The 22,294-nt window shown below is 38.9% G+C and carries 22 protein-coding genes and 1 riboswitch; of the genes, 20 read left to right on the top strand and 2 right to left on the bottom strand.

The window, feature by feature from the left end:
* Positions 1-21 precede the first annotated feature (21 nt).
* Positions 22-636 carry an urease accessory protein UreG gene (gene ureG, locus SCI76_RS25530; RefSeq protein ID WP_028412821.1) on the top strand — a complete coding sequence of 205 codons (615 nt, stop codon included), beginning with the start codon at positions 22-24 and terminating at the stop codon, positions 634-636.
* On the top strand, positions 633-1,442 hold the full coding sequence (locus tag SCI76_RS25535; RefSeq protein ID WP_407544695.1) for an urease accessory protein UreD: 810 nt from the start codon (positions 633-635) through the stop codon (positions 1,440-1,442). The genes ureG and SCI76_RS25535 overlap by 4 nt, the downstream gene beginning before the upstream one ends.
* 255 nt (positions 1,443-1,697) lie before the next feature.
* Here the strand turns inward: SCI76_RS25535 and SCI76_RS25540 are convergent, their stop codons facing one another.
* Entirely contained in the window at positions 1,698-2,336 is a 639-nt protein-coding gene (locus SCI76_RS25540) for an urease accessory protein UreH (RefSeq protein ID WP_028412823.1), read from the bottom strand.
* Positions 2,337-2,608: 272 nt separating this feature from the next.
* Here SCI76_RS25540 and SCI76_RS25545 point away from each other — a divergent pair, with 272 nt between their 5' ends.
* The 17 genes from SCI76_RS25545 (at position 2,609) to SCI76_RS25625 (ending at position 19,698) form a co-directional block, all read left to right on the top strand.
* Positions 2,609-3,070 carry a hypothetical protein gene (locus tag SCI76_RS25545; RefSeq protein ID WP_033579442.1) on the top strand — a complete coding sequence of 154 codons (462 nt, stop codon included), beginning with the start codon at positions 2,609-2,611 and terminating at the stop codon, positions 3,068-3,070.
* 232 nt (positions 3,071-3,302) lie between these two features.
* Positions 3,303-4,070 (top strand): carotenoid biosynthesis protein, encoded by a 768-nt coding sequence (locus tag SCI76_RS25550; RefSeq protein WP_048019021.1) that lies wholly within the window; start codon positions 3,303-3,305, stop codon positions 4,068-4,070.
* Complete coding sequence (locus tag SCI76_RS25555) at positions 4,067-4,780, top strand: lysophospholipid acyltransferase family protein (protein ID WP_407544698.1); 714 nt, start codon at positions 4,067-4,069, stop codon at positions 4,778-4,780. Before SCI76_RS25550 ends, SCI76_RS25555 begins: the two co-directional genes overlap by 4 nt.
* Entirely contained in the window at positions 4,777-5,883 is a 1,107-nt protein-coding gene (locus SCI76_RS25560) for a glycosyltransferase family 2 protein (RefSeq protein ID WP_048019023.1), read from the top strand. Before SCI76_RS25555 ends, SCI76_RS25560 begins: the two co-directional genes overlap by 4 nt.
* Positions 5,880-7,340 carry an NAD(P)/FAD-dependent oxidoreductase gene (locus tag SCI76_RS25565; protein ID WP_275211001.1) on the top strand — a complete coding sequence of 487 codons (1,461 nt, stop codon included), beginning with the start codon at positions 5,880-5,882 and terminating at the stop codon, positions 7,338-7,340. Before SCI76_RS25560 ends, SCI76_RS25565 begins: the two co-directional genes overlap by 4 nt.
* A 132-nt stretch (positions 7,341-7,472) precedes the next feature.
* Positions 7,473-8,201 (top strand): hypothetical protein, encoded by a 729-nt coding sequence (locus SCI76_RS25570; RefSeq protein WP_048019025.1) that lies wholly within the window; start codon positions 7,473-7,475, stop codon positions 8,199-8,201.
* 157 nt (positions 8,202-8,358) lie between these two features.
* Complete coding sequence (locus tag SCI76_RS25575; protein ID WP_048019026.1) at positions 8,359-9,102, top strand: sugar phosphate isomerase/epimerase; 744 nt, start codon at positions 8,359-8,361, stop codon at positions 9,100-9,102.
* Entirely contained in the window at positions 9,099-10,058 is a 960-nt protein-coding gene (locus tag SCI76_RS25580; RefSeq protein ID WP_048019027.1) for a sugar kinase, read from the top strand. The genes SCI76_RS25575 and SCI76_RS25580 overlap by 4 nt, the downstream gene beginning before the upstream one ends.
* A 2-nt stretch (positions 10,059-10,060) precedes the next feature.
* Positions 10,061-11,341, top strand: a complete 1,281-nt coding sequence (locus tag SCI76_RS25585; RefSeq protein WP_013083743.1) for an MFS transporter — start codon at positions 10,061-10,063, stop codon at positions 11,339-11,341.
* A gap of 26 nt (positions 11,342-11,367) precedes the next feature.
* Positions 11,368-12,012: a bifunctional 4-hydroxy-2-oxoglutarate aldolase/2-dehydro-3-deoxy-phosphogluconate aldolase gene (locus SCI76_RS25590; RefSeq protein WP_014459503.1), complete on the top strand. Its 645-nt coding sequence runs from the start codon at positions 11,368-11,370 to the stop codon at positions 12,010-12,012.
* A gap of 101 nt (positions 12,013-12,113) precedes the next feature.
* Positions 12,114-13,124 carry a LacI family DNA-binding transcriptional regulator gene (locus SCI76_RS25595; protein ID WP_047750584.1) on the top strand — a complete coding sequence of 337 codons (1,011 nt, stop codon included), beginning with the start codon at positions 12,114-12,116 and terminating at the stop codon, positions 13,122-13,124.
* A gap of 102 nt (positions 13,125-13,226) precedes the next feature.
* Positions 13,227-13,862, top strand: a complete 636-nt coding sequence (gene hxlA, locus SCI76_RS25600) for a 3-hexulose-6-phosphate synthase (RefSeq protein WP_063247739.1) — start codon at positions 13,227-13,229, stop codon at positions 13,860-13,862.
* Positions 13,862-14,410: a 6-phospho-3-hexuloisomerase gene (gene hxlB, locus SCI76_RS25605; RefSeq protein ID WP_033579433.1), complete on the top strand. Its 549-nt coding sequence runs from the start codon at positions 13,862-13,864 to the stop codon at positions 14,408-14,410. Before hxlA ends, hxlB begins: the two co-directional genes overlap by 1 nt.
* A 336-nt stretch (positions 14,411-14,746) precedes the next feature.
* Entirely contained in the window at positions 14,747-15,718 is a 972-nt protein-coding gene (locus SCI76_RS25610) for a DHH family phosphoesterase (protein ID WP_063247740.1), read from the top strand.
* Between the two features lie 21 nt (positions 15,719-15,739).
* A complete protein-coding gene (locus tag SCI76_RS25615; RefSeq protein WP_407544704.1) occupies positions 15,740-16,489 on the top strand; it encodes a glucose 1-dehydrogenase in 750 nt (249 codons plus the stop codon).
* A 566-nt stretch (positions 16,490-17,055) separates the two neighbouring features.
* Positions 17,056-17,703 carry a nitroreductase family protein gene (locus tag SCI76_RS25620; protein WP_048019030.1) on the top strand — a complete coding sequence of 216 codons (648 nt, stop codon included), beginning with the start codon at positions 17,056-17,058 and terminating at the stop codon, positions 17,701-17,703.
* 423 nt (positions 17,704-18,126) lie between these two features.
* Entirely contained in the window at positions 18,127-19,698 is a 1,572-nt protein-coding gene (locus tag SCI76_RS25625; RefSeq protein ID WP_028412838.1) for an APC family permease, read from the top strand.
* A gap of 58 nt (positions 19,699-19,756) precedes the next feature.
* On the opposite strand, the gene SCI76_RS25630 is transcribed toward SCI76_RS25625, so the two are convergent.
* Complete coding sequence (locus SCI76_RS25630; protein WP_033579429.1) at positions 19,757-20,320, bottom strand: YdcF family protein; 564 nt, start codon at positions 20,318-20,320, stop codon at positions 19,757-19,759.
* A gap of 147 nt (positions 20,321-20,467) precedes the next feature.
* Positions 20,468-20,648, top strand: a riboswitch (cobalamin riboswitch).
* Between the two features lie 91 nt (positions 20,649-20,739).
* Between SCI76_RS25630 and SCI76_RS25635 the strand changes: the two genes are divergently transcribed.
* Positions 20,740-22,266 carry a cobyric acid synthase gene (locus SCI76_RS25635; protein ID WP_048019031.1) on the top strand — a complete coding sequence of 509 codons (1,527 nt, stop codon included), beginning with the start codon at positions 20,740-20,742 and terminating at the stop codon, positions 22,264-22,266.
* The last annotated feature ends 28 nt before the right edge of the window (positions 22,267-22,294 follow it).

The following is a 22,294-nucleotide window of genomic DNA, read 5'->3' on the forward strand; positions in this document are numbered from 1 at the left end:
CGAATGATGAAGGCATAAAAAATGGATGCAATTAAAATTGGAATTGGTGGACCTGTTGGTGCAGGAAAAACAATGTTAGTAGAACGATTAACGCGTGCGCTAGAAGGGCAGCTCAGTATGGCAGTCATTACAAACGATATTTACACAAAAGAAGATGCACAGTTTCTAGTAAAAAACAGTATTTTGCCAGAAAATCGTATCGTAGGAGTAGAAACAGGAGGATGTCCTCATACAGCTATTCGAGAAGATGCATCCATGAACTTTGCTGCAATTGATGAGTTAGTGGAACGTCACCCCGATGTTGAACTTATTTTTGTAGAAAGCGGAGGAGATAATTTAGCCGCAACGTTTAGCCCAGAGCTCGTTGATTTTTCAATTTATATCATCGATGTAGCACAAGGAGAAAAAATCCCGCGTAAAGGCGGTCAAGGAATGATTAAATCTGATTTATTCATTATCAACAAAACAGATTTAGCCCCATATGTAGGAGCCAGTTTAGAAGTAATGGAAAAAGATACAATCCAAGCGAGAGGGCACAAGCCTTTTGTTTTCACCAATTTAAAAGAAGATAAAGGGCTCAATCAAGTGATAGAATGGATCAAAAAAGAGGCCTTTTTAATCGGCCTTGAATCATGAGCTACACGGGTTATTTAGAGCTTCGTGCAGAAAGAAACAGTGAGCGAACGGTTATTAAAGATACTTATCATTACGGGGCTTTCAAAGTTGCCAGACCTATTTACATGACTCCTGAATCACCTTTTGTTTATATGCTTCACGTAGGCGGGGGATACGTGAGCGGAGACAAATACAAAACGATGATAACGGTCGAGAAAAATGCTCAGCTGACTGCTACTACTCAATCTGCGACAAAGGTGTACAAAACACCGAACGCAGCTGTTTTACAAGAAACGTGCATAACCCTTGAAGAACAATCCATCATGGAATATATACCAGACCCGCTTATTTTGTATGAAAATGCTGCATTTGTCCAAGAAATAACGGTTCATATGGCAGAAAACGCTGCTTTGTTTATGTGTGACAGCATCACCCCGGGGTGGTCGCCGGATGGGCAGCTGTTTCAATATACCTCTATGCGTTCCAAGCTGAAACTGTATGTAAACAAGCAGCTGAAGGTATACGATCACTTATACTTGAAGACAGAAAACCATCTGCGCGGCATGATGAAAATGGAAGGGTATACTCATTTTGGATCGATTATTATTGTTCATCCAAACGCCGACGACGCATTTATAGCGAAAGTACATCAGCTGTGCGAAGAGGCAGGCTGTAAAGCAGGAGCTTCCGCACTTCCGATTTCTGGATGTGCTATTCGAATACTAGCTGCTAGTACACAAGAAGTGGAAGAGATAATCGTCAAAGTATACGGATTGTTCCGGCAGGAGTTATTAAAAGCTGAAGTATCACTTTTGCGTAAGTATTAAAGTGCCTGTACAAAAGTATAGTAGTTAAAGAAAAATCCGAACGAGCTGAACTCTTGATAGAGAATCAAATTCGTTCGGATTTTTTTATTGGTAGGGTGAACGTAGGTTTCCCGTATGTAGTTCGTTCTAGCCGTTGATTAGAGGACAAAGCGAAGTCTTGCACAGAAATCAACAGCTGTGGAACAAGCAGTCCAGATCATTTATCCTACTTATTCGTCTTTAGATTGAATTATTTTCATTATGTTTCATTCTCTGTTAGAACCACAGACTAAATAATCCGTCGCTTACACCTAAATTATACATATAATAGAGGCCAAATATAATGCTGACAGCACCTGTTACCTGCATCAAACAGCGGTTTAACGTCACTTGCTTTTTAGTTGTAACGAATGGAATTCCAATAACCGTCGTAAATAACAGCATGCCAAGACAAGTGCCGATTCCAAAAATGATAATGTACAGCGCACCTTGCCATACGTGAGTAACGGTGCCCATCGTTACTACAACCATCGCTGCGCTTCCGGCCAGTCCATGAACAAAGCCAATGCCTAATGACTTTAAGTAAGACGTTTTTTCGTGATGCGTATGCACTTGTTTTTTGTAAGACAGAAACGATGTAAAACCGAGATAAACGAGCATAATGCCCACTAAAAATTCAAGTGACATGCTCATACGTTCAGAAATACTGCTTTTTAACACTATTAAAATCATGCCAAAAATAAACAGCGTAAGCGTATGACCAATCCCCCAGTATACTCCTGCAAGCGAAGAGCGCCACAGCTTTTTACTTTTTGAAGCAATGGTTGATACAGCGATAATGTGATCTGGTTCTAGAGCATGCTTAATTCCTAAAAAAAATCCTAGTATTAAAATTGAAAAAAAACTTGTTTCCATGTCAGCTTTCTCATCCTTTCGTACGTATAAAACTAGTATATCGCACGCTTTTGTTTTAATAAACAGAAAATTCTAAACGAAAATGTCTGGTTGAATAGCTAAAACATTTATCAATTTACAATAAGTTACAAATATTAAAGGAGATGTAGTATAAAAATTTTACATTTACAAAAACTATAAGTAAATTATTGTGAGGTTGATAACTATGGACAAAATTTCTACTGATATCATGCTGTGGAGTTCTTTTATACGTCAAAATGTTGGGATAGAACGTGACTAGACTAGAAGCTCTTTTATGGAGCATTGCGTTGCCAGGCTTTGGACAATTACTAAACAAAAAACATATAAAAGGAATTTTGTTTATTGTACTTGAATTTCTCATTAATATGGGCGCAAATTTTAATGAAGGCATTCGCTTAAGCTTTTTGGGGGAAACAAAGCAATCCCTCGAGGTAATGAACATGCAGTGGTTAATGTTTTATCCATGTTTATATTTTTTTGCAATTTGGGATGCTGTTAAAGAAGCAGAAAACGGCGCATCGAGATTTACATTTATTCCTTTTGTCTCCTGTGCTTATTTTGTTACAGTAGGCATTATGTATTCCTCAGTGACAACCATCAACGGTGTTTTTATAGGCCCAATTTGGCTCCCTATGCTGTCTGTTGTACCGGGACTGGTTATTGGACTCATTGCCAAAAAGCTATTAGAAGTGTATATACATAAGAAAAAATAAACGTCATTTCAATCTATACATCCGTAGATTTTAATGGACGTTTATTTTATTTTTGTTTATAAATAAGTAATAAAGTCTCTTATTTAGGGAACGTACTAACAGTGGCTATTTTCACATAATCTTAAGAGAGTGTGTTCTACTCATAGAAAAGAGCACATTGAAAATGGAGGGAATGTGTACAAGCTTATATAATAGCAATTTGATAAAAAGAAGCTGGAGAGAAGGTGAATCAATGATCACAAATGGTATTTATCGTTTTTTTCTTATTTGGTACGTATGCGGAGTCGTTTTGCTTTCATTTGATTTGCTGCCTTCATGGTTAGAATGGGCAAATGCTGTTTTTTTACACTTGAGCAGTCTTCTTGCTCTTATTTATCTAGCTAAAGCCTATGGAGTAAGGCGGGCACTGGTCGTTGCCGTATTTGTGACAGGCGCATCTATTTATGTCGAAAGTCTAGGTGTTAAACATGGGTTTTTGTTTGGATCCTACGATTATGAAAAAGATTTTGGCGCTAAAATCTTAGGAGTTCCTCTGACCATTGGATCGGCTTGGTTTATGGTCGTAATCACAAGCAGAATATTAGCTCTCGGAATTATGAAGCGCATGGAGCTGCCGTTTATTGTCCATGGAATTGCCTATGCGGTCATTAGTTCGCTATTTGCTGTTATTATGGATTTGGCTATTGATCCCGTTGCCTATGTTGTTAAACAATATTGGGTGTGGGAAGGGGACAGCTTTTATTATAATATTCCTTTATCCAATTTCTCCGGCTGGTTTTTACTGTCTTTCTTCATTCAGCTGGTCGTATATTTCTTTTTAGCTAAGGTTCCTAAAGAAGAAGAGCCGATATGGGAAAGAAGAATGGTGTTTTTGTATAGTGCAGTCGTCATGATGTTTGTAATTGTAGCATTAGTAAATGGCCTGTGGCTTGTGGTATGGCTGACGATGATTCCTTTTCTTATTCTTTATATTGTGTATAAAAAGGAGACTCGCTTATGATTTATCCGAAGAAAAACTCAATATTTGAGCGCTTTTTTCAACTGTTTGTCACATATCAGCTCAAAAAACAGTTTTATCGTATTCATTTACATATAGAAGAGCTCCCAAAAGATAAAAAAATATTATTAATTGCTAATCATTCCAGCTGGTGGGACGGTTTAGTGACATTTTATTTAAATAACGCGGTATTAAAAACAGATCTATACGCTATGATGTCTGAACAAGGAATGAAGGATTTTCCTTTTTTTCAACAAATTGGGGCTTTTTCAGTAAATGCAGCGTCTCCGAAGCATACGGTGGAATCGTTAAGGTTTGCCAGTAGGCTGTTAGAAGATAAAAAAGCGGTGCTTGTTTTTCCTCAAGGAAAAGAAGAGCATCTTGAGAAAAGACCGTTAGCTTTTTCTGAAGGACCTGCTTTTCTTCTAAAAAAGCAATCTGACGTTGAAGTTATTCCCATTACATATTATTATACGTTTCGCCATGATCAGCGACCTGAGCTTTTTATCTGGGTAGGGCAAGCTGTTTTTTACGACTTAGCCAATGCAAGAGAAGATATAACCAAAACGCTAGCCGCTGCAGTCACTGCTCAGCTCGATCATCAAAAACAAAAAATCATTCAAGAAAACGATGAGGAATTTACGGTTTTATTAACAGGACGAAAGACGCTTAGCGAGTGGTTAACGTGGTGGAAAGCGAAGGTGAAAGAATGATTTACTATATGCTTTTATTTATTTTGATGCTGCTTCTGACCATTGTAAATATTCAAGCAATGCCTAAATTAAATAGATACAAGTTGAATTCAAAAACACCTCAGCCTCTCATTTCTATTTTGATTCCAATGCGAAACGAAGAACGAAATGTAAAGCGAATCATTTCTTCTGTTAAAGGATTAACGTACAGCAATCTAGAATGTGTCATACTAGACGATCAGTCCACAGATGAAACACGAACACAGCTGTGGAAAGAAATTCACGGGGATTCAAGGTTTACCATCATAGAAGGAAAAGAGCTGAAAGAAGGGTGGGTAGGAAAAGTTCATGCCTGTCACCAGCTGTCACAAGCTGCAAATGGAGACTATTTATTGTTTGTAGATGCCGATGTACAGCTCAAAGAACGCACGCTAGAACATACTTTAGCCACCGCACAAGCGACAAAAGCAGCTCTTTTAACAGGATTTCCTCGTTTTCCCGTAAAAACGTGGTTAGAAGCATTGGTTGTTCCGCTTCAGCATGTTGTTGTTTTTAGCTATTTACCGGTTGTGGTAGCGAACCGTAACAAGGTGAGCAAAGCTTCAGCAGCTCACGGTGCTTTTATGTTTATAAAAAAAGAAGCTTATGAGATCGCAGGAGGACATGAAGCTGTTAAAACTTCACTAGTAGAAGATGTGCATCTAGCTCAGCTTTTTAAGAAAAAGAAACAGCGCGTTATTTTAGCCAATATTACGTCTCACGTTAGCTGTTATATGTATGAAACAACTGAAGAAGTATGGAATGGGTTTGCTAAAAATATCTTTGTTGGTCTAGGCCGATCCGCTAAAGCAGTTTGGATACTGAGCGTTTTTTTTACCTGTTACTATGTGCTGCCGCTTCCTTTGTTTATAGCAGGAATATTCACAGGCAACATACTTTGGATTCTTCCTTTTTGCATTATGCTTTTTCAGCGGTTTTTAATTGACCGGTCGGCTCAGCAAAAAGGGCTTTTGTTTCTTACTATGCCGGCGTCGGCAATTGTGCTGATGCTGCTCATGAACCATTCTATGAAGCGTGAACGAAAAAAGCAGGGATATGAATGGAAAGGAAGGCATTATCAATGAAAAAAGTACTAATTGTCGGGGCAGGATTAGGCGGATTAGCTGCAGGAGTTCTTCTTCAAACAAAAGGGTTCGATGTCACAATCGTTGAAAAAAACGAGCACGTAGGCGGAAAAATGATGCCTGTGCAGCTAGGAGAATATTCTTTTGATTTTGGGCCTAATACCATTACAATGCCAGAAGTTTTTCAGTGGTTATTTGAGCAAGCGGGCGAACGTGCAGAAGACTATATGCCTCTTGTTAAACTAACGCATCATACAAATAATTTCTTCACCGACGGTTCACAATTTTCCATGTCTATCGAAGAACGAAAAATGATTGAGCAGCTTGAACGTCTTGACCCCTTTGCTGCTAAACAATACCCGGCCTATTTAAAAGAAGTAAAAAGAATATATGACATTGCAAAAAGTCAATTTTTCTACCGGACATTTTCGTCATGGAAAGATTACACAAACCCTTCTCTATTAAAAGCACTGCTGCAAGTAAGGCCGTTTGAAACAGTAGATACGTTTCATCAGCGCTTTTTTCGAAATGAAAACATTCGAAATGCATTTAATCGATACGCAACCTATATTGGATCTTCACCTTATACATCGCCCGCTACCTTTTCACTGATTGGACACTTAGAAATGAATGACGGGGTGTACTATGTAAAAGGAGGAAATACTAGAATTGCAAAAGGGCTGGGGCATGTGTTCCAAAAAGCCGGCGGAAAGCTGTACACAAACTGCAGCGTGACTGAAATAGTAGTAAAAAATAAGCGGGCTGTCGGAGTGGAAGTGAATGGAGAAGAAAAGATAGACGCGGATATCGTTATTGTAAACGGGGACTTGCTAAAAGCCTATCCGGCACTCGTAAAAGAGCAGGATAGACCTCATTTTAAAAACAAAAAAGCAGCTGAGTTTGAGCCTTCCATATCAGCCTATGTAATTATGGCAGCAGTTAAAAAGCGCTTTTCTCAGCTGATTCATCATCAAGTGTACTTTTCTCAGGGTTACAAGCAGGAATTCTATGAACTATTTCAGCAAAAAACGCTTCCAACCGACCCTACCATTTACGTTTGTAATTCTTCGTATACCGATAACACGGTAGCTCCGGGTGATAATTTATTTATTTTAGTGAATGCCCCTGCTGTAAAAGAAGAGAATCAAGAAAAAATGAAAGCTTACAGAGAGGTTGTCTATCGCAAGCTTTCTCAGTTTGGTTTAGATATTGAGCCCTCGCTTGTACATGAACGAATTGTTACTCCATGTGAAATTGAACAAACCTTTGGTGCATTTAAAGGCGCTTTGTATGGAGTGAGTTCAAATCGGAAAATGGATAGTTTTCTTCGTCCAAGTAACGTCTCAAAAGATGTTAAAAACTTATATTTTGTAGGAGGAACGACTCACCCAGGCGGGGGATCTCCTATGGTCACAATTAGCGGTATCAATGTAGCTACGCTTATTTCATCTTCCTAATTGATAAATCAGGATTGTCAAAAAGTTTAGTTTTTTGGTACTATAAGAAAGGACAGAGGCTGTTAACCACCTGTTCTCGCGGATGGAAAAAAATGTTACATAATGAAGTTGAAAAGGTGATTACATAACTATATGATTGTATTTACGTGTCTTATTATTATCATAAGCATTATTCGTCCGTACTTGGAGAGCGTGACTGTTAAGCGAATTGCTTCAGAAGGCAAAAAAATTCGCTACTACAAAGAACAGTTCTTTTTTTATGTGCTAATTTTACTATTTTATATTGCGGTGATGGTATACCATGCGGTTCCATTTTCTATGTTGGGGTTGCAGGGAGTATATCTAGATACGATTCACCGGACGGCTCCGTATCCAGCATGGATTGAATATTTGCTGCTTTTAATCTTTGCAGGCTTTATCATTCTTTCCATTATGCTTCAATGGATGAAAGATCATGGAGAAACGGTTTTTGTGGAACAGGAGATGCCCACGTCAATTGAGGCAACCGTTCCTAAAACGGAAAGAGAGCAAAAGTGGTGGCTTGCATACAGCGGTATTTCCAGCTTCGTAGAAAGCACCGTCTATTTTCCTAGCTTTTATTTATATAGTCACTATGTATTAGCCATTCAAAATACATGGGTGTTGGCTATTTTAATTGGTATTGGTTATTTCCTATCACAGCTAGCTTTTCAGCGTGACCGTTTGAGTGTCCAGACGCTGTTGGTTGGTATCGGGCTAGGCGCTTTATTTATCATGACAAAGTCAGTTGTAATCATGGTCTTGTACTATGGTTTTAGTTTCTTAATCTATGATATTTATCAACAAGATCGCAATTTAGTAAAAAGCACAGAAGATCACTAAGAAACAACACGGCATAACGCCGTGTTGTTTCTTTTTTTTATAATTTATAAAAAAAGCTTGAAAAGCGCTTTCAATAGTCTTATAATTTAGATAAATCGATTTACTAAACCGGTTTAGTAAGTGGTTAGCTAGTATAATAAGAAAGGTAGGTCGATTTATGAATCATATCATTATTCCTTTAAATGCATTTGAAACGACAAGCTCTCAGCACACCATGATTGGGAAAATATATGAACAGCAAGTACATGGAGTGGAAATTCGAAGAGAGTTAATGAAAAAAGTAGATCAAGAGATTGAGCTTATTGCCGAAGAATTAAAAAGATATCCGCTTTTTACAGTATATTCGGCTCCAATCGAACTGTGGAAAGAAAGTGGAGAGTTAAACAAACAAGAATTAAAATCTATTCTTGAAGAAGCCGTATCACTTGGCGCTCAGTGGGTAAAAGTTTCTCTTGGTTTTTATCAGCCACAATCACCTATAGGGGAATTGCAGGAGCTATTGCAGGCATTTCCAGCTTTACATCTATTTGTGGAAAACGATCAAACCAGTTATGGAGGCAACATAGCATCTTTGCACGCATTTTTTGATAACGCTTACGAAATTCCTGTTTCCATGACGTTTGATATTGGTAACTGGCTTTATGTACAGGAACGACCCCAGGAAGCAATCAAAAAGCTAAGGTCATTTGTAGGCTATATTCATATTAAACACGTAATAAAGAATAGCGGAAAGCTAGTAACAACCTCTATATCAAACGATTCAAATGAAATGTGGAAAGATATTTTGAAAGGGTTTTCTCATTCGATTTTTAAAGCTTTAGAGTTTCCAATCGATGAATCGGAACAAATCCCCCGCTTCATTTCATTGGTGCAAGCAGCAGAACAGGAGGAAGTGCAATGAATTCATTAGACGTTATTACCTTCGGAGAAGCAATGGCGATGTTCATGGCAGAACAACCAGGACCGCTGTATGAGATTAAGCATTATACAAAAGAGCTAGCCGGAGCAGAAACAAATGTAGCAATTGGTCTCGCTCGTCTCGGTCTGCGCGCAGGGTGGGTGAGCAAAGTCGGCAATGATCCTTTCGGTACGTTTATTATGAAACGGCTACAAGAGGAGTCGGTCAACACCGATTGTGTACTAGTAGATAGCGAACATTCAACAGGCTTTCAAATTAAATCAAAAGTGGAAGTGGGAGATCCGGAAGTTTGTTACTTCCGAAAAAATTCGGCAGCCAGTCACTTGCACCCACGCGATTTTAATCGAAACTATTTTTTAGCGGCAAAACACATGCATATGACAGGAATACCGCTTGCTGTGTCAGCAAGCATGCGTGAATTTGCTCTACACGCGCTTACCTCGATGAAAGCAGCTGGCAAAACGGTTTCCTTTGACCCGAACCTGCGACCGACTCTTTGGACATCGAAGGAAGAAATGATTTTTACAATCAACGAAGCTGCTAAACAAGCAAACTACGTTCTGCCAGGCATTGAAGAAGGGAAAATTTTAACCGGATACGAAAACCCAGAAGACATCGCTTCTTACTATTTAGATGCAGGCGTAGAGCTTGTCGTTATTAAACTAGGTGAACAAGGAGCCTTTTTTAAGACGGCTAAAGAGCAAGGAATGGTTGAAGGAATAAAAGTCAAACAAATAGTGGATACAGTCGGTGCAGGAGACGGCTTTGCAGTAGGGCTGTTAAGCGGACTTCTTCAACATGATTCTCTTACTCAATCTGTCATGAGAGCAAATGCTATTGGGTCATTAGCTGTACAAAGCCCTGGAGATAACGACGGATATCCAACTGAACAGCAGTTGCAAAAATATATGGAATCCCAAAAACAAGGAGTGAAGTGATAATGAAACAGCAGCTAGCAAAAAAAAGATGGCTTCGGTTAATTCCTATCGTATTTATTACGTATAGCCTTGCATATTTAGACCGTGCAAACTACGGGTTTGGAGCAGCAGCAGGGCTGGCAGAAGATCTTCATATTACGCCAGGTATTTCGTCTTTATTAGGATCGCTCTTTTTCTTAGGTTATTTCTTTTTCCAAATTCCTGGCGCTCACTATGCTGAAAATAAAAGCGCCAAAAAGCTGATTTTTTGGTCTCTGATTTTATGGGGAGCACTTGCTACAGCTACAGGTATGGTAAGCCACGTCGGATTTTTGTTTGTTATTCGATTTGCTTTAGGAGTAGTGGAAAGTGCCGTTATGCCTGCTATGCTCGTTTTTTTAAGCCACTGGTTTACAAAAGCAGAACGTTCTAGAGCCAACACGTTCTTAATTTTAGGAAACCCGGCAACCGTCCTTTGGATGTCAATTGTTTCTGGATATTTGCTAGAATCATTTGGCTGGAGATGGATGTTTATTTTAGAAGGTTTTCCAGCTGTTATTTGGGCGTTTTTATGGTGGAAACTAGTAAACGATGAGCCAAAAGATGCAGGCTGGCTGTCGAAAAAAGAAAAAGCAGACTTACACGATGCGCTGCAAAAAGAACAAGAAGGAATTAAACCTGTTAAAGGCTATAAAGAAGCTTTCAAAAATCGTACTGTCATTTTATTAAGCATTCAATATGCTTTATGGAGTATTGGCGTCTACGGATTTGTTATGTGGCTGCCGTCTATTATTAAAGCAGCGCCTAACATGAGTATAGTGAAGACAGGGTGGTTAGCGTCCGTTCCTTACGTATTAGCAGTCGTATTAATGTTAACGGTTTCATATCTGTCAGATAAGTTTTTAAAACGAAGCGCATTTGTATGGCCGTTCTTACTAGTAGGAGCTCTTGCCTTTTACGGATCTTATTTAGTTGGCACAAGCAACTTCTGGCTTTCTTTTACTTTACTCGTTATCGCCGGAGGAACGATGTATGCTCCGTACGGACCGTTCTTTGCGATTATTCCTGAAATTTTACCGCGTAATGTTGCCGGAGGAGCGATGGCTTTAATTAATAGCATGGGGGCACTTGGTTCATTTGCCGGTTCTTATATTGTAGGATTTTTAAATGGATCAACAGGAGGGTTTGGCGCTTCCTATATCTTTATGGCTGGATCATTATTCCTTGCGGCAGTTTTAACCATTGTCGCAACGAAAAAGCCAAGAGAAGTTCAGAGTGTGAAGCCAGTTGAAACAACGGCTTAATGTAACGATAGAAAAGGAGAATTGAGATGCATATTGAGAAAATTACAAGTAGCGGTATTGTAGCGGTCATTCGAGGAGCAAGCGCTGAGCGAATTATTCCGCTTGCCTACGCGTTAAAAGAAGGTGGAGTAACAAATCTAGAAATCACAATGGAAAACCCTGCTGCCGTAGAGGTTATTAAAGAATTGAAAAATGAATTTGACGATTCGATGTTTATTGGAGCAGGAACTGTTCTAGACGAAGAAACAGCACGAATTGCCATTATGGCAGGAGCGTCATTTATTTTTTCCCCTACGGTGAACGAACGAACAATTAAAACGGCTAAAAGATACGGAGTCATTAGCGTTCCGGGTGCTTTTACACCTACTGAAATTTTAACAGCCTATGAATGCGGCGCAGATATGATTAAAGTCTTCCCGGCAAGCGTAGTAGGCCCCGCTTATTTTAAAAATATAGCAGGACCGCTTCCTCATATTCCGTTAATGCCAACAGGCGGCGTTACGGCTGAGAATGCGGGAGCTTATATTAAAGCCGGAGCAGCTGCTATTGGAGCAGGAAGCACATTAGTGGATGGAAAGCAGCTTCCAACTCCTGAATACTTACTTCAAGTAACAAGGGAAGCGAAACGTTTTACTCATGAAATTCAAGAAGCTAGGCTTGCGTACGCTTAATAAATAAAGCCTTCTGCTAGCAAGAAGGCTTTTCCTTTTTCGTTTTTTTCGTTTACACTAGGAGTAGCATAATTTTAGGGATTGAATGAAAAGGACGGATCATGATGCAAAAAGTTACTATGCTGGACGTTGCAAAAGCAGCAAATGTCTCCAAAAGCACCGTATCACAATACATTAACAAGCGATACGAATATATGGGCGAAGAAACGCGAAAGAAAATTAAAGAAGCGATTGATACACTGGGCTATCAGCCCAACTATCTAGCACGGAGCTTAAAACAAAAGCGAACGTCGATGATTGGGATTATTGTTGCCAATATTATGCACAGATTTTCTACGGAAGTCATTCGTGCCATTGAAGACTATTGCCATTCGCAAGATATACATGCCATCATTTGCAACGCAGATGATGACCCTGATAAAGAAAAGAAATATATTAATATGTTAAAAGCAAAGCAAGTAGATGGCCTTATTTTATTTCCAACGGGTGCCAATACTTCTCTTTATGAGCAGATGATCAAAGAAGAATATCCGGTTGTTATTATGGATCGTAAAATTCATGATGTAAAAGGAAAAATTCCATCCGTAGTGGCGAACAACCAAGAAGCCACAAAACAGGCTATTTTGCATCTGCTCGAGCTTGGACATAAGCATATAGCGATCATTACAGAACCCTTAACTATTACACCCCGGATTGAACGTGTAGAAGGGTACAAAGAAGCGTTAACATCAGCCAATATGCCTGTAAATGAATCCATGATTATTAACTGCAAAAAAGCGGACATGCAAAAAGCGCTGGAGAAGCTATTTGCAGCCGATAATCCGCCGACAGCGCTGCTGGCTGGAAACGATTTAGTGTTCATTGAAGTGCAGAAATTTATTAAACAACACGGATTTAATATCCCCAATGATTTATCTTTAATTGTTTATGATAATATTCCTTACGCAGATGTAGCAACGCCTGCCGTTACCACGATTTCGCAGCCTGCTTTTGACATGGGAACAAAAGCAGCAGATTTACTTATTAAACAAATTTTGAAAGAAAAGATAGCTTATGAAGAGTACCAGTATGAATGTGAATTAATTATTCGAGAAACAACGTTGTCGTATTAAGCTAAAAAGAGCGCCTATGGCGTGCTCTTTTTAGCTCATCAAAATATTCGTTTTTTTTACGTTGTTACTAAACCGGTTTAGTAGAAAGTGAGGAGAAGAAAGATGAAGATACAATTAGCATTAGATCGCGTCACAATTGAAGAAGCTATTATCCTTGCCAAGCTGGCAGAACCCTATGTTGATTGGATTGAAGTAGGTACATCTCTTATAAAAGAGTATGGAATTGAAAGCATTTATAAAATCAAACAGGCATTTCCGCACAAGATGATTGTAGCAGATATCAAAACGATTGATAACGCAGAGTATGAATTTACCATGTGCTATCAGGCAGGAGCAGATATAGCAACAGTAATGGGCGTATCACCTTTACCCACGATAGAGACGTGTGCAAATGTCAGCGAAAAATGGAATAAAAAAATGATGGTTGATTTATTAAACACGTCAAGCAGCTCGCAAAAGCAAGTAAGTATTTATAGAAGCGCTATTTTCTGCCATCATATCAGCAAAGATGAGCAAGAAAAAGAAGGAAAATCGCTGAGTCAAATAAATTTGCGGCAGTATTTTCATTCAGATGCGCAAATAGCAGTAGCAGGAGGAATTAATCCAGCCTCAGCAGCGTCATTACTTCAAATGAAGGCGGACGTTGCGATTATTGGATCAGCGATTACAAAAAGTGCGGATGTGGCAAAGGCATCTGCTGAATTTCAAGACTTATTTATGAGCAGGGGGAACGTATAATGACAAAAACACAAACGATTTTACATGAAATTACGACCGTAATGAATCACATAAAAGAGCCTCAAATAGAAGAAGTAGCGTTTTCACTTTACCAAGCAAAACGAATTTTTGTTATAGGCGAAGGTCGCTCCGGGTTAATGGGCAAATCATTTGCGATGAGACTGATGCATTTAGGTGCAACAGTATACGTTGTAGGAGAGACCATTACTCCTTCGATTGCAGCGGGTGACGTATTGGTGGCTGTATCTGGTTCAGGAAAAACACAGCAAGTGGTGAGCGTAGCTAAAAAAGCCAAAGAAGTAGGATGTTCAGTTATCGGCATTTCAGCTAGTACAGAATCACCATTAACTGCTCATACTGATGAGCTGCTGCACATTCCCGCTGCAACCAAATACCGAAGCGAAAATGAAGCCGCTTCTATTCAGCCGCTTGGTTCATTGTTTGATCAATGTGCTCATGTTGTGTTTGATACGATTTGCTTAGAATACGGGAATTTGAACCAAACGGATCATGAACAGGCGTTTAAGCAGCACAGCAATTTAGAGTAAGTGGAAATAGGCTGAAACAAAAGTAGGTTGGTTAAAAGAAAATCCGAACGATGAGTCGAGATTCTTGATGGAGAATCACATTCGTTCGGATTTTTTTATTGGTATTGGTGAGCGTAGGTTTCATGTGTGTAGTTGCTTCTAGCTGTTGATTGGATCGATGTAGTTATGTCTCACTCTCTTTTGATACAGGTAAGTCTAAACGTTTACTTCACTTTTGTTTATTGCGAAGATATTCCTTCTCTTCAAAGTAAATAACAGCATTTTTATGTTGAAATTGCTATAATATACAAGCCGGTACATATACTAAGGCGACTGAAAATAAAGGAGTTTTGATTGATGACAAAAATAAAATTAATTTCACATAACGATTTAGACGGGGTAAGTCCAGCACTGTTGGGTCGGTTAGCGTTTGGCGACGACAACTTTGATTACAGCACGGTAAGCATTGGCCGCATCAATGACACAGTGACGCATTTTATTGAAGAAGAAAACGATGGAGACACAGCTTTATACATAACGGATATTAGCGTAAACGATGAAGTAGCGGAAAAATTAAATGAACTGGTAAAAAAAGGCCAGAAAATCACTCTTATTGACCATCATATCTCTGCTCTTCCACTAGCTGAGAAATACGATTGGGTTCATGTTATTGCAGAAGACGAAAACGGTAAAAAGACAGCAGCTACATCTCTTTTCTACGACTACTTAGTGCGCAACAACATACTTCAAAAAACGGAGTTGCTTGATGAATATGTAGAACTTGTGCGCTTATTTGATACGTGGGACTGGTTTCATGAAAATAATGTGAAAGCAAAGCGCCTCAATCACCTATATTATCTAATCCCGCATGAAGAATTTAAAGAGACCATTCTAGAAACGCTTCGTGAATCGTACCATACTGAAAATCAAGAATTTACGTTTACGGACAAACACGAAATTTTACTAGAAGCAGAAGAAAAAAAGATTGAAAAATATATTTACGACAAGCAAAAACAAATCATAAAAGAAAGTGTTGAAATTGCTAAAACAGCGTACAACGTAGGCATTGTATTTGCAGATACATATCAGTCTGAGTTAGGAAATGCACTGTGTCTAGAAAACGAAGATATCGACTTTTCCGTTATGGTGGACATGGGACGGCAAAAGATTGGGTTCCGTGCAGTAAAAGACGAAATCAACTTAGCAGAAATTGTTGGGCACCTTGGAGGAGGAGGTCACCCAAAAGCTTCTGGATGCAAGTTAACGGCTGAAACGTTTGCTCTTTTCGTCACGGATCACTTGTTTAAAGACGAAGAAAAAAGTGAATAAAGCGTATAAGGAGGAGATGATATGTCGTTTAAAGATTTAGTTGTTATTGTTACTGGAGCTGCGAACGGAATAGGTAAAGATGTATCCCGCGCATACGCGAAACAAGGAGCAAAAGTGGTATTGGCAGATGTGGACGAAACCGAAGGAGAGCGTCACGCAGAAGCTATTCAAAGACAAGGCGGAGAAGCCATTTTTGTGAAAACAGACGTCCGAAAAGAAGACGACATTTTACATCTCGTTGAGAAAACGGTCGGTACGTATGGAACGATACATATTTTGATTAATAATGCAGGCGTTTCCCACTGGAAATCACCGTATGAGCTAACCATTGATGAATGGGATGACATTATCAATACGAACCTGCGCAGCGTGTTTCTATGTTCTCGCGAAGCAGCTAAAGTGATGAGGAAAAACGAAAGCGGAGGCTCCATTGTAAACTTAGCTTCTACAAGAGCTTCAATGTCTGAACCAGATACAGAAGCCTATGCTGCTACAAAAGGAGGAATCGTTGCTTTAACTCATGCACTTGCCGTTTCGCTTGGTGATGACAACATCACGGTAAATGCTATTTCTCCAGGATGGATTGAGACATCTGACTACGATGGCCTTCGTGAAATCGATCATACGCAGCATCCGTCTAATCGGGTAGGAACGCCAGCCGATATCTCAAGAGCGTGTATGTACTTAACAAACGTCGAAAATGATTTTGTAACAGGAGCTAACCTCGTAGTAGACGGGGGAATGACGCGAAAGATGATTTATGAACATTAAGTATCTATAAAAAAGGCTGAGATAAAAATATTTTAGACGAAGTGAAAAAATGAACCCTTGATCAAAATTTTTGATTAGCGGTTCGTTTTTTTATTACGGTGAACGTAGGTTTCACCTGTTTCGTTCCTTCTAGCAGTTGATTGAAGGGCACGACGAAGACTCCTGCGGAAAAAGCGGAACAGATGAGACCCCGCAGGAACGCAAGTGACGAGGAGGTTCAGCGGCCGCCCGCGGAAAGCGAAGTCGTGCACGGAAATCAACTGCGGTATCAAAAGCGGTTCAGCTCATATATCCCATTTGTTTATTTTAGATTGGATTCATTTCGTTATGTCTCAACCTCTTTTGATGATCAACAAAAAAAAATAATTTTTCTGTTGACAGGTAATAATAATCATTGTAAAGTAAGTTACATAAAGTAATTAAATTTCAATTAATATTTTTTTAGTTTAATATCTCGAATTAGAGATATAAGAATTCATTATATCTTGTTTATCTCCTTTTATCAGGGGGAAGGGTATAAACATGCAATTTAAGCTTAAAAAAACAAACAATTAGGAGTGTGGAAAATGGGTTTTTTAGATAAATTATTTGATAAATCAAGTGATCAACAACAGGTTGGAAAAGATTTTTATGAAGCAATTAAAAACCGACGTTCTATTTATGCAATTGATAAAAATGTAAAAATGTCAGAAGAAAAAATTGAAGAAATTATTAACTTTGCGGTGAAACATACTCCTTCAGCATTTAATTCCCAAAGCGCACGCGTAGTCGTTTTATTTGGCGAACAGCATGATAAAGTGTGGAATATTACGAGAGAAGCGCTTCGTAAAATTGTTCCAGCTGAAAATTTTTCAGATACGGATCAAAAAATGAACTTATTCGGAAGCGGCTATGGAACAGTTCTTTTCTTTGAAGATCAAGAAGTAGTTGAAGGACTGCAAAAGCAGTTCGCATCTTACAGCGAAAATTTCCCGGTTTGGTCTAACCAATCATCAGGCATGCTGCAGCATGTGATCTGGACAGCTCTTGAGCTCGAAGGCCTAGGAGCAACTTTACAGCATTACAATCCATTGATTGACGATGAAGTAAAAGCAGCTTGGAATGTTCCAAGTTCATGGAAGCTGATTGCTCAAATGCCATTTGGTAATCCCGTGTCACCGGCGGGTGAAAAAGAATTTCAACCACTAAGTGAACGTGTAAAAGTATTTAAATAAGCAAAAAAAGGCACGGACAACATTATTTTAATTAAAGCAAAATCCGAACGATTCATCGTTCGGATTTTTTTATTGGTATGGCAAGCGTAGGTGTTGCGTATGTAGCTGCTTCTAGCGGTTGATTTCGTTATATCTCAGACCCTTTTTTACGGTAAATAGTTTGAATATTCTTTTATGTTTAACCTAAGAAAAATGCGGTTAAATAGGAGGAGTAGTCCTCAAATCTTCTGTGGAATTTATGCGCTATACATAAGCAATTCAACGATGTTTTACAAAAAAATAAAGTTTTTAACTTGGTTTTTTAGAGAATATTTGTTAACATATCCACTTGTGAGGTCTTAGTAAGAGGAGGATGATGTAAAGAATCCCATATCGGACGCAAGGGCGTAGATATGTGGAGTGGAAATTTTAAAGGAGGATATTATGTCTGATCAAGGAAATCAAGGAAAGTTTAAAAAATCAATATCGTTACTTGACCTAACGTTAATTGGGATGGGAGCTATTTTTGGTTCCGCCTGGTTATTTGCGGTTAGTAACGTAGCGTCAAAGGCTGGTCCAGCCGGAAGTTTTTCGTGGCTGATTGGCGGAGTCATTATTTTACTTATCGGTTTAGTGTATGCTGAACTTGGAGCAGCGCTGCCGCGTACCGGTGGAATTATCCGTTATCCGGTTTACTCACATGGTCATTTAGTGGGTTACTTAATTTCATTCATTACCATTATTGCTTACACAAGTTTGATTGCCATCGAGGTAACGGCTGTACGTCAGTATGTTGCGTTTTGGCTTCCTGGTCTAACTAAACATGGTTCTGAATCGCCTACTACAATCGGCTGGTTATTTCAGTTCGCGTTATTAACGCTATTTTTTATCATTAACTACGTAAGTGTAAAAGCATTTGCTAAGTCAAATGTTATTATATCTGTGTTCAAATATGCGGTTCCTCTTACAATTATCGTCGTGTTAGCTTATCACTTTAAATCAGCTAACTTTACAACTGGCGATTTTACTCCGTTTGGTTTTAATGGTATTCAAGCAGCCATTTCAACAGGTGGCGTTATGTTTGCTTACCTAGGACTTCACCCTATTGTTTCTGTAGCCAGTGAAGTTAAAAACCCGCAGCGTAATATTCCAATCGCGCTCATTATCTGTATTGTACTTTCAGCGATTATTTACACAGCACTGCAAGTATTGTTCATTGGTAACATTCCGGCTGATATGCTATCAGGAGGATGGGGAACAATTCAAGAGCAATTCTCTTTACCATTTAAAGATATTGCACTTATTTTAGGCCTTGGCTGGTTAGTAACGCTTGTTATTTTTGATGCTATTTTATCACCAGGCGGTAACGGGAACATCTTCATGAATACAACTTCTCGTTTAGTTTATGCTTGGTCTCGTAATGGAACACTATTTAAACGTTTCTCAAAAGTAGATAAGAAAACAGGAATTCCACGTGCGTCACTATGGCTATCGTTTGGAATGTCCGTATTCTGGACACTGCCATTTCCTTCTTGGGAAGCGCTAGTAAACGTATGTTCAGTAGCACTTATTCTGTCTTATGCGATTGCGCCAATTTCAGCTGCTGCATTCAGAGTAAATGCAAAAGACCTTAAAAAGCCTTTCAAATTAAAAGGCATGAGCGTTATTGCTCCCGTGTCATTTATCTTCTGTTCATACATCGTATATTGGTCAGGATGGACGACAATTTCTTGGCTTCTAGGATCACAGCTTCTAATGGTTGTTATCTACGTAGCATTTAAGAAATACGTACCAACTGACGTTGTAAAATTTGCACAGCAGCTTAAATCTGCTTGGTGGCTAGTTGCTTATTATATTATTATGCTTGTTATCTCTTACCTAGGCTCATTTGGTGGAGGACAAGGTGTGCTAAGCAACCCGCTTGACTTAATTTTAATTGCTCTTGTTTCAATCGGTATTTTCTACTGGGCGAAATACACGGGTTTACCAAAAGCAGTTATCGATACGGATGATTAATAAAAAACACGGCATGAATTCATGCCGTGTTTTTCGTTTGTATAGGGGTGTACTCTATTTATTTATCAAACAGCCACGTTTTTAAGATAGCAGCATACTCACGAAAGTAGGCTTGAAGTTTAATTGAATTTGGTGTCTTTGCACCTAAAGGATAAACGTCAAAACCTTGACGCTTGGCAATAATAGAGGCGCGAAATAAATGAAAATCACTGCTAACAAGCACGACTTTTTTGTGTTGAATATCAACTTTCTTTTTAGTGAAAGTGAAATTCTCAAAAGTAGAAGTTGACTGATCCTCTTTTATCATTCGATTCTTTTTAATTCCTTCTTTTCGTAGAAAACGATAGGCTGCTTCTGCTTCAGAAATTTCTTCATCGGATCCTTTTCCACCCGTTACGATAACTTTTGTTTGTTTATGAGTCTTTAAATAAGATAAAGCCGTTTTTGCTCGTTCTTTTAAACTAGGAGACATTTGATCTCCGTCTACTTTGGAACCTAAAATGAGCACATAATCTGCTTTTTGCGGAACAGGCTGATGAGCGGTTTGATACATACAAAAAGACATGATTGCTATGTAAAGAACAAGCAAACTAATAAAGATATAAATGATTTTTTTCTTCAACTACGAGCACCTTCCTAGCTATTTCATAAGATGTTTGGAAAATAATTGTTATTATAGCATACGAGACCCAAATAAGTATAAACACAGTAATATATAATAATAGAAGAAAATCGTTATTGTGAATGGTTATAAAATTCGTTACAATAAAGAATAAATGATTTTAAAAGTGCCTCTAAGGAGGATAATAGGGAAATCGGTGTAAATCCGGTGCAGCCCCCGCTACTGTAAATGTGGATGAACCTGCAAAGACCCACTAGTCAAACTAGGAAGGATGCAGAAGTAAAATGAAGCATAAGCCAGGAGACCTGCTTTTAAAAACCCCTTATTTTTCGGTGGGAGAAATAAGTCAAGACAATGTGTTAATGAGCGCATGACCAAACCTTGACTTTTACAGTTAAGGTTTTTTTATGTGATAGGGAGTGGAAAAAGTGAAAAAAGGAAAACCTCTTATGATTCAAGGAACGCACTCAGACGCTGGAAAAAGCATGATTGCTACAGCGTTTTGCCGTATTTTTAAAGAAGACGGCTATCAAACTGCACCGTTTAAATCGCAAAATATGGCGCTTAATTCATACATTACAATGGATGGAAAAGAAATTGGAAGAGCGCAAGGAATTCAAGCTGAAGCGGCTGGAGTAGAAGCAACAACCAATATGAATCCTATTTTAATTAAACCAACTCGTGATCATGAATCTCAAATTGTCGTTCATGGAAAGCCGCTTCGTAATATGTTTGCTTTTCAGTATCGGCAAGAATTTTTTAATGAAGGTTTGAACGTTATCACGGAGTCTTATAAAGAGCTTGCCAATCATTATGATCGAATTGTGATTGAAGGTGCTGGAAGTCCTGCTGAAGTGAATTTGAACGATCGGGAACTGGTAAATATGCGCGTAGCAAAGATAGCCCAAGCCCCTGTTGTGTTAGTAGGAGACATTGATAAAGGAGGGGTTTTTGCGAGTCTGGTGGGTACTCTTCAATTGCTTCCAGATGAACATAAACCTAGAGTAATTGGAGTGTTAATCAATAAATTCCGAGGAGACTTAGAGCTTTTAAAACCGGGGTTGAAGTGGTTTGAAGAATACACGGGAGTTCCGGTACTAGGAGTGATTCCTTATATGCACGACGTGGAAATTGACGCTGAAGATTCGCTATCACTCAGAAATTACTCAACGCTTGTGAATCCGTTAAAAGAAATCGATATTGCGGTTATCTCGTATCCTCGCATCTCAAATTTTACAGACATTGATCCTCTAAGCTTAGAAGAAGACTGTCATGTGAGACTTGTAACCAAGCCATCACAACTAGGTACGCCTGATTTAATTGTTTTACCAGGAAGCAAAAATACGATTGAAGATGCGCAGTTTTTACAAGAAAGCGGCCTGGCTCTAGCCATTAATCAAGTCTTGAACGCAACGAACGCTCACGTTATTGGCATCTGCGGGGGATATCAAATGTTAGGCGAGACAATTACGGACCCCGATGCAGTAGAGTCCCGGATTGAATCTATTAAAGGGCTGGGTTTGCTTCCAGTGGAAACCGTTATGACAACCAGCAAAAAAACAGAAAGAGTTTCTGGATATGTTCAGTTAGAGAGTGAGAAGGTTTCGATTGAAGGCTATGAAATTCATATGGGAAAGACGGTTTCTAAAAGCATAACGGAAGCCTTTGCGGTGGTAGATGATCAAAAAGAAGGAACGGTTAAAGACAACATCATTGGCACGTATGTTCATGATGTGTTTCATAACGATGCTTTGCGTAGAGCTTTGCTTAATCAAATTCGTAAACATAAAAAATTGCCGCCTATTACGGATACATTCAACAGTCGCCTGCAAAAAGAGGAGTCTTTTTCAAAAGCAGCAGCATATGTGAGAGAAGCTGTAGATATGGAAAAGCTGTATCATTTAATAGACAACTATAAAAGCCCGGAGCAAGCACAAAAAGTGTAGCTTGTAGAGGTTTTCGCTTGTTTTTTCA

It is taken from the genome of Priestia sp. HNGD-A6, assembly GCF_045784335.1.
GTDB classification, from domain to species: domain Bacteria; phylum Bacillota; class Bacilli; order Bacillales; family Bacillaceae_H; genus Priestia; species Priestia zanthoxyli.

What these genes read in the sequence shown, in the direction of transcription:
- ureG (WP_028412821.1), top strand. Translation starts at nt 22, where the DNA reads ATGGATGCAATTAAAATTGGAATTGGTGGACCTGTTGGTGCAGGAAAA.
- SCI76_RS25535 (WP_407544695.1), top strand. Translation starts at nt 633, where the DNA reads ATGAGCTACACGGGTTATTTAGAGCTTCGTGCAGAAAGAAACAGTGAG.
- SCI76_RS25540 (WP_028412823.1), bottom strand. Translation starts at nt 2,336, where the DNA reads ATGGAAACAAGTTTTTTTTCAATTTTAATACTAGGATTTTTTTTAGGA.
- SCI76_RS25550 (WP_048019021.1), top strand. Translation starts at nt 3,303, where the DNA reads ATGATCACAAATGGTATTTATCGTTTTTTTCTTATTTGGTACGTATGC.
- SCI76_RS25555 (WP_407544698.1), top strand. Translation starts at nt 4,067, where the DNA reads ATGATTTATCCGAAGAAAAACTCAATATTTGAGCGCTTTTTTCAACTG.
- SCI76_RS25560 (WP_048019023.1), top strand. Translation starts at nt 4,777, where the DNA reads ATGATTTACTATATGCTTTTATTTATTTTGATGCTGCTTCTGACCATT.
- SCI76_RS25565 (WP_275211001.1), top strand. Translation starts at nt 5,880, where the DNA reads ATGAAAAAAGTACTAATTGTCGGGGCAGGATTAGGCGGATTAGCTGCA.
- SCI76_RS25570 (WP_048019025.1), top strand. Translation starts at nt 7,473, where the DNA reads ATGATTGTATTTACGTGTCTTATTATTATCATAAGCATTATTCGTCCG.
- SCI76_RS25575 (WP_048019026.1), top strand. Translation starts at nt 8,359, where the DNA reads ATGAATCATATCATTATTCCTTTAAATGCATTTGAAACGACAAGCTCT.
- SCI76_RS25580 (WP_048019027.1), top strand. Translation starts at nt 9,099, where the DNA reads ATGAATTCATTAGACGTTATTACCTTCGGAGAAGCAATGGCGATGTTC.
- SCI76_RS25585 (WP_013083743.1), top strand. Translation starts at nt 10,061, where the DNA reads ATGAAACAGCAGCTAGCAAAAAAAAGATGGCTTCGGTTAATTCCTATC.
- SCI76_RS25590 (WP_014459503.1), top strand. Translation starts at nt 11,368, where the DNA reads ATGCATATTGAGAAAATTACAAGTAGCGGTATTGTAGCGGTCATTCGA.
- SCI76_RS25595 (WP_047750584.1), top strand. Translation starts at nt 12,114, where the DNA reads ATGATGCAAAAAGTTACTATGCTGGACGTTGCAAAAGCAGCAAATGTC.
- hxlA (WP_063247739.1), top strand. Translation starts at nt 13,227, where the DNA reads ATGAAGATACAATTAGCATTAGATCGCGTCACAATTGAAGAAGCTATT.
- hxlB (WP_033579433.1), top strand. Translation starts at nt 13,862, where the DNA reads ATGACAAAAACACAAACGATTTTACATGAAATTACGACCGTAATGAAT.
- SCI76_RS25610 (WP_063247740.1), top strand. Translation starts at nt 14,747, where the DNA reads ATGACAAAAATAAAATTAATTTCACATAACGATTTAGACGGGGTAAGT.
- SCI76_RS25615 (WP_407544704.1), top strand. Translation starts at nt 15,740, where the DNA reads ATGTCGTTTAAAGATTTAGTTGTTATTGTTACTGGAGCTGCGAACGGA.
- SCI76_RS25620 (WP_048019030.1), top strand. Translation starts at nt 17,056, where the DNA reads ATGGGTTTTTTAGATAAATTATTTGATAAATCAAGTGATCAACAACAG.
- SCI76_RS25625 (WP_028412838.1), top strand. Translation starts at nt 18,127, where the DNA reads ATGTCTGATCAAGGAAATCAAGGAAAGTTTAAAAAATCAATATCGTTA.